The sequence below is a fragment of the Bradyrhizobium sp. SZCCHNR1017 genome (assembly GCF_032381375.1).
Lineage (GTDB): Bacteria > Pseudomonadota > Alphaproteobacteria > Rhizobiales > Xanthobacteraceae > Bradyrhizobium.
In genome coordinates this window covers 364,418-377,569 of record NZ_JAUHIR010000001.1, presented here as the reverse complement: position 1 = coordinate 377,569, position 13,152 = coordinate 364,418, and the positions used below count along the sequence as shown (strand labels likewise).

Genomic DNA, 13,152 nt, shown 5'->3' with positions numbered 1-13,152 from the left:
TATGGAGCATCAGCGTGTTCGCGATGATGCTGCGCGCGACGTCTGCCGGCCACGCGCCACTGTCGCGCTGCGTGTTTTGCGACCGGCGGGACCCTTGTCTGCGCTCTTGTCAACGCTCTTGGCCACATTTCCCGTCTTGGCCGGCTTGGTCTTTTTCACTGCCGGCCTGGTTGGTCCAGGCTTCGCCCCACCCCGGGTCGGGACCAGTCCGTTGCCCCGCGCCGCCCGCTTCTTGCTGGTCCGCTTGCTCAAGGCCGCCCTCTGGGCCGCTGCGAATGCATCTCTCGCCCAGACCGCGAACTCGTCGGTGTCATCGAACAGATGTGCCGGCACCTGCCAATACGACCGCACCGTCATGGTCCGCGCGCGGGTCTCGTAGGAAAACGGCTTGGATCCGGCCTCCTCGAATCTGGCAAAGCTGGTTTCGTCAGCACGGAGATAAAGGCCGCTGCGCAGCGCAAGCGCGAAGTTGATGCCGTCGGCGGAGATGCCGAAGCCGGAGAACATCCGCCGGATCGTGACCGGACCGAAGCCGGCGAACAGATCGATCAGGAATTCGCGGTCCATCGCTCCAGCTCCCGCCAATACCCCACGTGCTCGCCTGGAGTTTTCGGTCGGGAAGGTGGCGCGTGTCAATGTCCGGAACGCGACAGCACCGGAGCCGCACTGGCTGGAAGCGGACGATCAGACCTCGGCCGGCTTGAGCTGCACCGACTCGCCGCAGCCGCAGGCGCTGATCTGGTTCGGATTGTTGAAGACGAACTGGGCCTGCATCTTGTCAGCCTGATAGTCCATCTCGGTGCCGAGCAGAAACAGCACGGCCTTGGGATCGACCAGGATCTTGACGCCCTTGTCCTCGACGACCTCGTCGGTCGGCCGGATATCATGGGCATACTCGACCGTGTAGGACTGACCGGCGCAGCCGCCATTCTTGACACCGACACGCAATCCGATGATCTCGGACTCGGCGCGATCGGTGAGCTCACGGATGCGCTTGGCCGCCGCATCGGTGAGCCGCATCACCTGCGGGCGGGGCCGCGGCTTGGGCTTGGCAACAGGCGCTGTCGAATTCGTCGTGCTGGTCATGGCGTCATCCCGGCGGGGTATGTGATCCGCCCTTACTATTCAAACTTCGTGCCCGCTCGTCTCACCACATGTTCAGGACGAGCCGGGCCTCGTCGCTCATCCGGTCCGGCGTCCATTGCGGCTCCCAGACGATGCTGACGTTGACGACGCCGACACCCGGCACGCTCGCAATCGCGTTCTCCACCATGGTCGGCAGCTCGCCCGCCGCCGGACAGTTCGGCGTCGTCAGCGTCATCATGACGTCGACGCTGCGGTCGTCCTTGATGTCGACCTTGTAGATCAGGCCGAGCTCGTAGATGTCGGCCGGGATCTCCGGATCGAACACCGTCTTCAGCGCCGCGATGATCTCGCTGGAGAGCCGCTCGGTCTCCTCCGGCGGCAGCGCCGAATGCGTTTCGACGGACTGAGTTTTGACGTCGGCCGTGTCGGTCATGCAAACAATTCCCGCGCCTTGATCAATGCCTGTGCAAGCTGATCGACCTCTTCCCTCGTATTGTACATGCCAAACGAGGCCCTGCAGGTCGCCGTGACGTTGAATCTCTCCAAAAGCGGCATCACGCAGTGCGTGCCCGCACGCACCGCGACACCCTGCCGATCGATCACGGTCGCGATGTCATGGGCATGCGCCCCCTTCATCTCGAACGAGATCACAGGGCCCTTGCCCTTGGCGGTGCCGATCAGCCGCAGCGAGTTGATCTCGCGCAGCCGATCCTGGGCATAGGTGAGCAGGTCGTGCTCATGCGCGGCGATGCGCTCCTTGCCGACCGAGTTGACGTAATCGATCGCGGCGCCGAGCCCGACCGCCTCGACGATCATCGGGGTGCCCGCCTCGAACTTGTGCGGCGGATCGCCATAAGTGACCCAGTCGCGCGCAACCTCGCGGATCATCTCGCCGCCGCCATTGTAGGGGCGCATGGCAACGAGGTGGTCGTACTTGGCGTAGAGCACGCCGATGCCGGTCGGCCCGTACAGCTTGTGGCCGGTGAAGACGTAGAAGTCGCAGTCGATGTCCTGGACGTCGATGGCGAGATGCACGGCGGCCTGGCTGCCATCGACCAGCACCGGAATGCCGCGCGCATGCGCAATGCGCACGACCTCCTTCACCGGGACCAGCGTGCCGAGCATGTTCGACATCTGGGTGATAGCGACCAGCTTGGTTTTCGGCGTGAGCAGCTTCTCGAACTCGTCGATCAGGAAATTGCCGTCGTCGTCGACCGGAGCCCACTTGATCACCGCGCCCTGGCGCTCGCGCAAGAAGTGCCAGGGCACGATGTTGGAATGGTGCTCCATGATCGAGAGCACGATCTCGTCGCCCTCGCCGATGTTCGGTCCGCCCCACGACGACGCCACGAGATTGATCGCCTCGGTCGCGTTGCGGGTGAAGATGATCTCCTCGCTGCGCCGTGCATTGAGAAAGCGCGTGACCCGCTCGCGGCCGCCCTCATAGGCCTCGGTCGCGGCGTTGGCGAGATAGTGCAGGCCACGATGCACGTTGGCGTATTCGCTGGTGTAGGCCTGCGTCATGCGATCGAGCACCGCGCGCGGCTTCTGCGCCGACGCCGCGTTGTCGAGATAGACGAGCTTCTTGCCGTAGACCTGCAGCGCCAACGCAGGAAAATCCTCGCGGATGCGGGCGACGTCGTAGGATCCGTTGGAGACGGCGGGATGCGTGCTCATGCGCGCGCCTCCATCCAGTCCTGGGCGGCAGCAATGACGCGCTCGCGCAAGGAATCGTCCTCGATCGCTTCGATCGCCTCGCCGACGAAGGCCTGGATCAGCAGCGCCTGGGCCTGCTTCTCCGGCAGGCCGCGGGCCTGCAAATAGAACAACAGGCTGTCGTCGAGCGCGCCGGCGGTGGCGCCGTGGCCGCAGGAGACGTCGTCGGCGAAGATCTCGAGTTCCGGTTTCGAGTCGGCCTCGGCCTCGTCGGACAGCAGCAGCGCACGGGTCATCATCTTGCCGTCGGTCTTCTGCGCGTGGGGGCGGACGATGATGCGGCCCTGGAACACGGAATGAGCGCGATCGTCGAGCACCGCGCGGAAGTTTTCGCGGCTGGTGCAGCCCGGCACCGCATGGTCGACGACGAGCGTCAGATCGCCATGCTGCTTGTCACGCAGCAGGTTCACGCCGTTGATGATCAGCTCGCTGCCTTCGCCCTTGAGAGTAATGAAGCCCTGCAGACGACTGACGGCGCCGCCTGTCGTCATGTTGAAGAGATTGAGTTTCGACCTCGCACCGACCTCGTACCTGGCTGAGGTGATGTTCACAGCATCGCTGCCATCGCGCATCAGGCGAATGGTGGACAGCGCAGCGTCATCACCGAGGGAGACGACCACGGCGTCATTGGCCTGATAGCCTGAGGCACCATCGGCGGCGATCGCGCTTTCGATCAAGGTGGCCTGCGCGCCGTTCCCCACCGAAAGATGTGAGCGACTGGCGCGCGATGCTTGCGATGCTGTCGCGATGTGAATGATCTGCAGCGGATGCGAGAGCTTTGCACCGTCCGCCACGGAGATCAGGACTCCGTCGGTCGCAAGCGCCCCGTTCAACAGGACCATCGCATCGTTGACAGTCGTCTCCAGCAGCCGCTCGCTGCCGGCGCTCTGCAGCGCCTCGCGAAGCGTGCGAACCTTGACACCATCCTCGAAGGCCGAGATATCCGAGAGCTCCGCCACGAACACGCCGTCGACCAGCACCAGCTTCCGAGCACCGTCGACGGCAACAGAAGCCAGCACGGCCTTAGCCCGCGCCAGCGCCGCCGCATCCGGCGCGCCTGCCAGCGGCAGCACCTCGCGCATCAGCGCACGCAGATCGGTGTACTTCCATTCCTCGATACGACGGTGCGGCAGGCCTGTGCGCTCGAAAGCCGAGAAGGCTTCGCGCCGGATATCGGCCACCTTGCCGGTGCCGGGCAGACGGCCCCAAGCGGCAGAGAGCAAGCTGCTCGCCGCCGGACCGCTGTCGTTCTTGACCAAAGCTACGTTCATCACAGATCCATTCACGCGAGGCTCAGGCCGCGTCTTCGAACTGGGCGTAACCGGACGCCTCCAGCTCGAGCGCGAGCTCCTTGCCGCCGCTCTTCACGACGCGGCCCTTCGACATCACATGAACGACGTCGGGGACGATGTAGTTCAGCAGCCGCTGATAGTGGGTGATCACGATCATCGAGCGCTCCGGCGAGCGCAGCGCGTTGACGCCGTCGGCGGCGATGCGCAGCGCGTCGATGTCGAGGCCGGAATCCATCTCGTCGAGGATGCAGAGCGACGGCTGAAACAGGGCCATCTGCAGCACCTCGTTGCGCTTCTTCTCGCCGCCGGAAAAGCCGACATTGACGCCGCGCTTGAGCATGTCCTGCGGAATGCTGAGCGATTTCGAGATCTCGCGCACCTTCCTGAGGAAGTCCGGCGTCGAATACTCCTCCTCGCCGCGCGCCTTGCGCTGCGCATTCAGCGCGGTGCGCAGGAAAGTCATGGTGGCGACGCCGGGGATCTCGACCGGATACTGGAACGCGAGGAACACGCCCTTGGCGGCACGCTCGTCCGGCGCCATGGCGAGCAGATCCTCGCCCTTGAACAGGATCTCGCCGCCGGTCACCTCATAGCCCGGCTTGCCGGCGATGACGTGGGACAGCGTCGACTTGCCGGAGCCGTTCGGCCCCATGATCGCGTGCACCTTGCCGGCGTCGATCGACAGCGTCAGGCCGTGGAGAATCTCGCGCTCCTCGACGCGGACCTGCAGGTTGTTGATTTCGAGTAGTGCCATGATCTGTTTCCGCTCAACGCTTGCCCTGGCGCCACCGATTCCATCGGGTCCGAGGGCGTATGATATCGATGTCAGCACGAGCGGGCCGCGCCGCGGCCCCGCTGCATTGTGGCCTCAGCCGACCGAACCTTCGAGGCTGATCGAGATCAGCTTCTGCGCCTCGACCGCGAACTCCATCGGGAGCTGCTGCAGCACGTCCTTGACGAAGCCGTTGACGACGAGCCCGACCGCCTCCTCCTGCGAAAGACCGCGCTGGATGCAGTAGAACAGCACGTCCTCGGAGATCTTGGACGTGGTCGCCTCGTGCTCGAAGGTGGCCGAGGAATTCTTGGCCTCGATATACGGCACGGTATGCGCGCCGCATTTGTCGCCGATCAGCAGCGAATCGCAGGCGGTGAAGTTGCGCGCGCCGGTGGCTTTGCGATGCGCCGTGACGAGACCGCGATAGGTGTTCTGCGAGCGGCCTGCGGCGATGCCCTTGGAGATGATCCGGCTGGTCGTGTTCTTGCCGAGATGGATCATCTTGGTGCCGCTATCGACCTGCTGATAGCCGTTCGAGATCGCGATCGAATAGAACTCACCGCGCGAATTGTCGCCGCGCAGGATGCAGCTCGGATATTTCCAGGTGATCGCCGATCCCGTCTCGACCTGGGTCCAGGAGATCTTGGAATTGTCGCCGCGGCAGTCGCCACGCTTGGTGACGAAATTGTAGATGCCGCCCTTGCCTTCCGAATTGCCCGGATACCAGTTCTGCACCGTCGAGTACTTGATCTCGGCGTCGTCATGCGCGATCAGCTCGACCACGGCGGCATGCAGCTGGTTCTCGTCGCGCTGCGGCGCCGTGCAGCCTTCGAGGTAGCTTACGTAGGCGCCCTTGTCGGCGATGATCAGCGTGCGCTCGAACTGGCCGGTGTTGCGCTCGTTGATGCGGAAATAGGTCGACAGCTCCATCGGGCAGCGCACGCCCGGCGGCACGTAGACGAACGAACCGTCTGAGAACACCGCCGAGTTCAGCGTCGCGTAGAAATTGTCGGACGTCGGCACCACGCTGCCGAGATATTTCTGCACGAGCTCGGGATGCTCGCGGATCGCCTCCGAGATCGGCATGAAGATCACGCCGGCCTTCCTCAGCTCCTCCTTGAACGTGGTCGCCACCGACACCGAATCGAACACGGCGTCGACCGCGATCTTGCGCGTCTCGGGGCTGCCCGCGCCGGGCACGGGCTCGACGCCTTCGAGGATCGCGACCTCGCGCAAGGGAATGCCGAGCTTCTCATAGGTCTTCAGGATCTCCGGATCGATCTCGTCGATCGAGGAGAGCTGCTTCTTCGGCTTCGGCGCCGAGTAGTAGTAGAGATCCTGGAAATCGATTTTCGGATAGTCGACGCGCGCCCAGGTCGGCTCGGTCATGGTCAGCCACCGGCGATAGGCCTCAAGGCGCCATTCGAGCATCCAGGCGGGCTCGTTCTTCTTGCCCGAGATGAAGCGGACGGTGTCTTCGGAAAGCCCCTTCGGAGCCTTCTCGGATTCGATGACGGTCTCGAACCCATAGCGATATTGGTCGACGTCGATCCGCCTGACGCGGTCGACCGTCTCTTGTACGGCTGGCATTCAATCCTCCGCTCGCGGTTTCAAGGACCGCGGTGGACACGTTCTGGAACCGTCTTACGACGTTTCCTCGACGAAATCACGCCCTTAGAATCGCTCAAGCACGGTTTCGTCGCCACCTTTAAGTAGGGTCAATGACAGCTTTCGCCAAGCCTGCACGCCGCGATCGACGTCCGCCTCCGTCGTGGACCAGCCCAGACTGAGGCGCACCGCTCCCTGGGCCGCTGCGGAACTGGCGCCCATCGCTTCCAGGACATGGGAGGGCTGGACCTTGCCGGACGAGCAGGCCGAGCCGGAAGACACCGCGATTCCTTCGAGATCGAACCCGATCACGGCCGTCTCGGCCTTCAGCCCCGGCGCCGTGAACAGCGTCGTGTTCGGAAGCCGCGCCGCATCGGAGGAAAATACCGTCACGCCAGCGGTCTGACGAAGGCCCGTTTCCAGCCGGTCGCGCAGCGCCGTGATCCGAGGCAGGTCGACCTCGAGCTCAGCCAGGGCAGCACCGACCGCGGCGCCAAATCCGGCAATTCCGGCCACGTTTTCGGTTCCAGCCCGGCGACCGCGCTCCTGGCCGCCACCGCGGAGAACCGGAATCGGCTCCTCCACACCAGCGCCCAGAACCAGCGCGCCGACGCCCTTGGGTCCGCCGATCTTGTGCGCAGAGATGGTCATAAGGTCTGCGCCCATCTCTTTGATATCGAGGGGTATTTTCCCAAATGCCTGGACCGCGTCGACCTGCAGCAGGCCGCCCGCCTGGTGCACGATCTCAGCAACTTTCGAAGCCGGTTGAAGCACCCCGGTCTCGTTGTTGGCGGCCATGACGGATACCAGCGCCGGCGGTCCTCCGGCCAGCAGGGCTTTCAGGCGGCCGAGATCGACCACGCCGGAGGGGTCGACCGGGATCGTCTGCACTACTGATGGCGCGAACCGGCCGCCGGCCAGCACCGAGGCATGCTCGACCGCCGACACCAGCAGCCGCTCGACCGGGCCGGCCGGCGCGCGCAGGCCTGGGCTCAAGGCGAGCACATTGGCCTCGGTTCCGCCGGAAGTGAACACCACGCGGCGCGCGACGGTGCCGAGCCCCCGGGCGATCACCTCGCGGGCCTCCTCGGTCAGCCGCCGCGCCTTGCGGCCTTCGGCGTGAACCGACGAGGGATTGCCGACCAGATCCATGGCGGCGAGAATCGCCGCGCGCGCTTGCGGTCGCAGCGGGGTCGTCGCATTCCAGTCGAGATAGATCCTGTCGGCCATGGCTTGTTCTTATCAACTCGGGCCACGAACGACCATCGCTCGCCCGCGCCATGATGATGCGCGACGGCCAGCGTGATATTGTCGGGCGCGAGATTGAGATAGCGGGTCCGGTGCCATGAACAAGCTTGTCGGCTCGATGCTGCGTCCGAATGATCGGATCTTCTACGCGATCATGGCCGGGCTCTCGCTCGGCATCGGCGTCGTCAACGCCCTTTCCGCCGCCCACGATGCCGTCAGGCGGGGCGCGGCCTATGATCTGGAAAAACAGTTGCTATGGGAGATGACGAGCATTGTCGTCCTCATCCTGCTGGCGCCGCTGCTGGTCGCTACGGTTCGTTCCATCCGGCTGGGTCCGGCTGCCATGGCACGTCACATCGCGCTCGCAATTGCCGCCGTGGTCGCCTTCTCTGCGCTTCACATGATTGGCATGGTGACGCTCCGCAAGCTGCTGATGTGGACCGCGGGCGGCGCCTACGACTTCCAGCTCTCGCTGGCCACCATCGTGTACGAGTTCCGCAAGGACGTCATGACGGCGCTCCTCATCGGTGCCACGCTCTGGCTGTACGACGGCTATCGCGCGAGCGCTGTCCGAGAGCCGACACGGCGATCCGAGCCGCCTGCCCCTGCCACGCTCTGGCTGCGCGACGGCGCGAGCCGCATCCGCATCTCGCCGGCCGACATCCTGTGGGTCGCCGCGGCCGGCAACTACGTCGAATATGCCATGGCCGACGGCAGGCGACATCTGATCCGCGGCACCTTGTCGGCCGCCGAGGTCGAGCTCGCTCGCTTCGCGCTCGTCCGCATCCACCGCGGCCGGCTGGTCAACATGGCCCGGGTCGCGGCGCTTTCGGTCCTGCCAACGGGCGATTTCGGCCTGACCTTCGACAACGGACAATCCGCGCAGGGCAGCCGCCGCTATCGCAGCGCCGTTGCGCAACTGGAGCACACGGCGTCGCTGCGCTGAACGGCCGGGCCGCAGACGAAAACGCCAGTATTTTCATCGAATTGCAGGCGCATTCGGATCACGTTCCGCGACCGCTTCGCCCCGCCGCTGTATCGGCGGCCCGGTCTGCATCCCTGCCGCAGCCGCCTTGCCGGGCGTTGAAAATCCTTGCTTTTTGCCCCGCGCTCCATGCTAGAAGGCCAACTTCCAGTCACGCCAGCGCTGCTCCGTCCAAGCGAACGGATGGCGCTCGATCACCACTTTTCCTGCTGAACTCGTCGGCGAGGCGCCAGATGAAGCATGGACGAAGTCGGTCGACGCTCTGCCAAGGATTCTCTGATGCCTGAAGTCATCTTCAACGGTCCGGCCGGCCGCCTCGAAGGCCGTTACCATCCGGCGAAGCAGAAGAACGCGCCGATCGCGATGATCCTGCATCCGCATCCGCAGTTCCACGGCACGATGAACCATCAGATCGTGTACCAGTGCTACTATGCCTTCGCGCATCGCGGCTTCTCGGTGCTGCGCTTCAATTTCCGCGGCGTCGGCCGCAGCCAGGGTTCGTTCGATCACGGCACCGGCGAGCTGTCCGATGCGGCCTCCGCGCTCGATTGGGCGCAGACCATCAACCCCGAAGCTCGCGCCTGCTGGGTCGCCGGCTTCTCGTTCGGCGCCTGGATCGGCATGCAGCTCCTGATGCGCCGCCCGGAGGTCGAGGGCTTCATCTCGATCGCGCCGCCCGCCAACCTCTACGACTTCTCGTTCCTGGCGCCCTGCCCGTCCTCGGGCCTGATCGTGCACGGCGAGCGCGATGCGGTGGTGCCGCCCAAGGACGTCAACACGCTGGTCGAGAAGCTGAAGACGCAGAAGGGCATCGTGATCGACCAGCAGGTCATCCCCGGCGCCAACCACTTCTTCGACGGCAAGCTCGAGCCGCTGATGGAAACCATCACCGCCTATCTCGACATGCGCCTCGCCAATGTGAGGTGAGGTTGCGTCATCACCCGCGAAAGAAAGCGGGTGATCCAGTACGCCGCGGCTTCTCGGCTGATCATCAGCGTCTCGGAATACTGGATCGCCCGGTCAAGCCGGGCGATGGCACTGTGAGCGGCGTGAACGCTCGGTACGACAACAACGTTCCTACGCCGCCTGCTTCAACAAATACGCATCGTGCCGCGCGAGGAACGCGCGCAGCAGCTGCGGATAGTCGGCGCTGACCGCCGTCCTCACGCTCGGCCGCTGCGCGAGCCGATCGCGCCACGCCCGAACCTTCGGCGTCGACGCAAAGATGCCGAGATCACCGTAGCCATCGAACACATCGAAGTAGCGGAAGATCGGCGCGAACACGGCGTCGACCAGGCTGAAGCGGACGCCATCGAAATACGGCCCCTCGCCCAACGCAGCCTCAACGCGGACGAACTTCGCCGTCAGCGCCTCGCGCTTGGCCGCGAACACCGCGGCATCCTGCGTCGTCTCCAGGCCCCAGAGATCGCCGAGGATCGCTGAACCGAACTCCATCCAGGCGCGATGCTGCGCACGCGCGAGCGCGCCCTCGGGATGCAGCCTCGCGCCGGCTTGCGTGTCCTCGATGTACTCGCAGATCACGTTGCTCTCGAACAGCGCCACCTCGCCTTGCGCCGTCGGCACGACCAGCACCGGCACCTTGCCGAGCGGCGATATCTTCAGGAACCAGTCGGGCTTGTTGGCGAGATCGATGTCGATCCGCTCGAATGCGACGCCCTTCTCGGTGAGCGCGATGACGGCGCGTTGCACATAGGGGCAGAGCTTGTGGCTGATCAGCTTCAGGGCAGGCGCCATGACATCCTCGGCAGTTTGATGCAGATGCATCAAACTAGATGCATGCGCATGGAACTGTCAAGGTCCATGCAGATGCATGGATTATGGTCGCGCGATCACTCCGCCGGTCATCGGAAACGGCACGCCGGTGGTGGTGGGATAGCTCAGCGGCAGGCCCTTCATGCCGCGGACCGCCAGGAAGCCGAACGCCTGGGCCTCGATGGCGTCCGCCGACCAGCCCAGCGCATCGGCCGATTCGACGCTCGCCGGCGCGACACGCTCCCGTAGCATCCGCATCATGGTATGGTTGCGGGCGCCGCCGCCGCAGACGATCCAGCTCGCCGGCGGCTTCGGCAGCAGCGGGACGATGCGGGCAATCGCTGCGGCCGTGAACGCCGTCAGGGTCGCGGCCCCGTCCGCCGGCTTCACATCGCCCAGCTTCAGCGCGGCAAAATCATTGCGGTCGAGAGATTTCGGCGGCGGCAGCGCGAAGAAGGGCATTTCCAGCGCGCTGGTGATCCAGGCCTCGTCCGGGTTGCCCTGCTCCGCCACGCGGCCATCCTGATCGAATGCCTGTCCCGTGGTCCGGTGCATGAAATCGTCGAGCAGCGCATTACCGGGACCGGTGTCGCAGGCGATCAGCACGTCGTCGCCGTCGATATAGGTGATGTTGGAGACGCCGCCGATATTGACCACGGCGATCGGCCCCGCGCGCGACAGCGACTGCGCCAGGGCGCGGTGATAGACGGGCACGAACGGCGCGCCCTGCCCGCCGAAATCGACGTCGGCGGCGCGGAAATCGTGCATCACCGGGATGTGGACGGACTTGGCAAGCACGGCCGCGTCACCGATCTGCACGGTCAGGCGGCGCTCGGGGCGGTGCAGCACGGTCTGGCCGTGGAAGCCGATGATGTCGATGTCCTCGGGCTTGAGCCGGTGCTGCGCCAGGAACGCGGCGACCGCCTCGGCATGCGCCACCGTCACGACGCGCTCGGCGTCGCGCACCCGTCCGGGGCGCGCATCGCGCCGCTCGATCTGCACCGCATCGGCGAGCGCCTCGCGCAGCAGGCTGCGCTCCGCGGCGCTATAGGCCCGGTAGCCCGAGGGACCGAGGCTCTTGATCTGCCGCCCATCGGTCTCGATCAGGGCCACGTCCACCCCGTCGAGCGAGGTGCCACTCATGAGGCCAAGTGCGGTCAGAATCATTGCAGTCGAACCTGAAAACCCTGCCCTGCTTGCCAAGTACGGCCGATTTGAGGTCCCGCCCAGGCCGTGCACATGCTTGTACAAGCCCGGCGCATCTTATAATGCCACAACGCCCGTATCCGTGGCATGTGCCTCCCGCACGTCCCCGCGACAAGCGGTCAATACCGTAAACAAATGCTCAGAGTCGCCGACAATGACTGGCTTCAAGTCTGATTTCCTGAACGTGCTGCAGAGCCGCGGGTTCATTCATCAGTGCTCGGATTTCGAGGGGCTGGATGCCCTCGCCGCCAAGGGCCAGGCGACCGCCTATGTCGGCTACGACTGCACCGCACGCTCGCTGCACATCGGCAACTTCCTGACCATGATGATGCTGTATTGGCTGCAGCAGACCGGGAACAAACCGATCACGCTGATGGGCGGCGGCACCACCATGGTCGGCGATCCCTCCGGCAAGGACGAGACGCGGGCGATGCGCACGGTCGAGGAGATCGAGGCCAACAAGGCGTCGATCCGCGGCGTGTTCGCCAAGGTGCTGCGCTACGGCAATGGCGCCACCGACGCCATCATGCTCGACAATGCCGAATGGCTGACGAAGCTGAACTGGATCGAGATGCTGCGCGACATCGGCCGGCATTTCTCGGTCAACCGCATGCTGACCATGGACTCGGTCAAGCTGCGGCTCGAGCGCGAGCAGGAGATGAGCTTCATCGAGTTCAACTACATGGTCTGCCAGGCCTACGACTTCGTCGAGCTGGCGCGGCGCACCGGCTGCCGGCTGCAGATGGGCGGCTCCGACCAGTGGGGCAACATCGTCAACGGCGTCGAGCTCGGACGCCGCATGGGCACCGAGCAGCTCTTCGCGCTGACCACGCCGCTCTTGACCACCGCATCCGGCGCCAAGATGGGCAAGACCGCGCAGGGCGCGATCTGGCTCAATGCCGACCAGTGCAGCCCGTATGATTTCTGGCAGTACTGGCGCAACACCGAGGACGCCGACGTCGTCAAGTTCCTCAAGCTGTTCACCACGCTGCCGCTGTCCGAGATCGAGAAGCTCGGTGCACTGCAGGGTGCCGAGATCAACGAGGCCAAGAAGGCACTGGCCGATGCGGCCACCACCTTGCTGCATGGCGAAGAGGCGGCACGCACCGCTGCCGAGACCGCCCGCCGCACCTTCGAGGAAGGCGCCATCGCCGAGAACCTGCCGACGGTCGAGGTGCCGCAGGCCGAGCTCGACGCTGGCCTTGGCGTGCTCAACGCCTTCGTCAAGGCCGGCCTCGTCGGCTCCAACGGCGAGGCGCGGCGGCAGATCAAGGGCGGTGGCCTGCGCGTCAACGACATTGCGGTCACCGACGAGAAGATGGCGCTGACGCCGGCTGCACTGACCAGCGAGGGCGTGATCAAGCTGTCGCTGGGCAAGAAGCGCCACGTGCTGGTCAGGCCTGCATAGCCGCATTCGTTTTTGCCTGCTTGTCAGGGAAGGCCGAAAGGCGCTCCCTCAGGGC

General features: G+C 65.0%; 13 protein-coding genes. 3 read left to right on the top strand and 10 right to left on the bottom strand.

Annotated features, from left to right (window positions below; all coding sequences use genetic code 11):
- Positions 1-9: 9 nt before the first annotated feature.
- The 8 genes from QW863_RS01830 to QW863_RS01795 form a co-directional block, all read right to left on the bottom strand.
- Positions 10-567 carry a TfoX/Sxy family protein gene (locus tag QW863_RS01830; protein WP_315712148.1) on the bottom strand — a complete coding sequence of 186 codons (558 nt, stop codon included), beginning with the start codon at positions 565-567 and terminating at the stop codon, positions 10-12.
- A gap of 117 nt (positions 568-684) precedes the next feature.
- Positions 685-1,086 (bottom strand): iron-sulfur cluster assembly accessory protein, encoded by a 402-nt coding sequence (locus QW863_RS01825; RefSeq protein ID WP_315712149.1) that lies wholly within the window; start codon positions 1,084-1,086, stop codon positions 685-687.
- Between the two features lie 61 nt (positions 1,087-1,147).
- Positions 1,148-1,519, bottom strand: coding sequence for an SUF system Fe-S cluster assembly protein (locus QW863_RS01820; protein ID WP_315712150.1), 372 nt, complete (start codon positions 1,517-1,519; stop codon positions 1,148-1,150).
- Positions 1,516-2,763 (bottom strand): cysteine desulfurase, encoded by a 1,248-nt coding sequence (locus QW863_RS01815; protein ID WP_315712152.1) that lies wholly within the window; start codon positions 2,761-2,763, stop codon positions 1,516-1,518. The genes QW863_RS01820 and QW863_RS01815 overlap by 4 nt, the downstream gene beginning before the upstream one ends.
- Positions 2,760-4,073, bottom strand: a complete 1,314-nt coding sequence (gene sufD / locus QW863_RS01810; protein ID WP_315712153.1) for a Fe-S cluster assembly protein SufD — start codon at positions 4,071-4,073, stop codon at positions 2,760-2,762. The genes QW863_RS01815 and sufD overlap by 4 nt, the downstream gene beginning before the upstream one ends.
- A 22-nt stretch (positions 4,074-4,095) precedes the next feature.
- A complete protein-coding gene (gene sufC / locus QW863_RS01805) occupies positions 4,096-4,848 on the bottom strand; it encodes a Fe-S cluster assembly ATPase SufC (RefSeq protein ID WP_315712154.1) in 753 nt (250 codons plus the stop codon).
- A gap of 114 nt (positions 4,849-4,962) precedes the next feature.
- Positions 4,963-6,459, bottom strand: coding sequence for a Fe-S cluster assembly protein SufB (gene sufB / locus QW863_RS01800; protein WP_315712155.1), 1,497 nt, complete (start codon positions 6,457-6,459; stop codon positions 4,963-4,965).
- An 84-nt stretch (positions 6,460-6,543) separates the two neighbouring features.
- Positions 6,544-7,707: a cysteine desulfurase family protein gene (locus QW863_RS01795; protein ID WP_315712156.1), complete on the bottom strand. Its 1,164-nt coding sequence runs from the start codon at positions 7,705-7,707 to the stop codon at positions 6,544-6,546.
- Between the two features lie 115 nt (positions 7,708-7,822).
- On the opposite strand from QW863_RS01795, the gene QW863_RS01790 reads away from it, so the two are divergent.
- Positions 7,823-8,671, top strand: a complete 849-nt coding sequence (locus QW863_RS01790; protein WP_315712157.1) for a LytTR family DNA-binding domain-containing protein — start codon at positions 7,823-7,825, stop codon at positions 8,669-8,671.
- Positions 8,672-8,989: 318 nt separating this feature from the next.
- Positions 8,990-9,637 carry an alpha/beta hydrolase gene (locus QW863_RS01785; RefSeq protein ID WP_008971476.1) on the top strand — a complete coding sequence of 216 codons (648 nt, stop codon included), beginning with the start codon at positions 8,990-8,992 and terminating at the stop codon, positions 9,635-9,637.
- A gap of 150 nt (positions 9,638-9,787) precedes the next feature.
- Here the strand turns inward: QW863_RS01785 and QW863_RS01780 are convergent, their stop codons facing one another.
- Entirely contained in the window at positions 9,788-10,465 is a 678-nt protein-coding gene (locus QW863_RS01780; protein ID WP_315712159.1) for a glutathione S-transferase family protein, read from the bottom strand.
- An 81-nt stretch (positions 10,466-10,546) separates the two neighbouring features.
- Entirely contained in the window at positions 10,547-11,650 is a 1,104-nt protein-coding gene (locus QW863_RS01775) for an anhydro-N-acetylmuramic acid kinase (RefSeq protein WP_315712160.1), read from the bottom strand.
- 193 nt (positions 11,651-11,843) lie between these two features.
- Here QW863_RS01775 and tyrS point away from each other — a divergent pair, with 193 nt between their 5' ends.
- Positions 11,844-13,097, top strand: coding sequence for a tyrosine--tRNA ligase (gene tyrS / locus QW863_RS01770; RefSeq protein ID WP_315712161.1), 1,254 nt, complete (start codon positions 11,844-11,846; stop codon positions 13,095-13,097).
- The last annotated feature ends 55 nt before the right edge of the window (positions 13,098-13,152 follow it).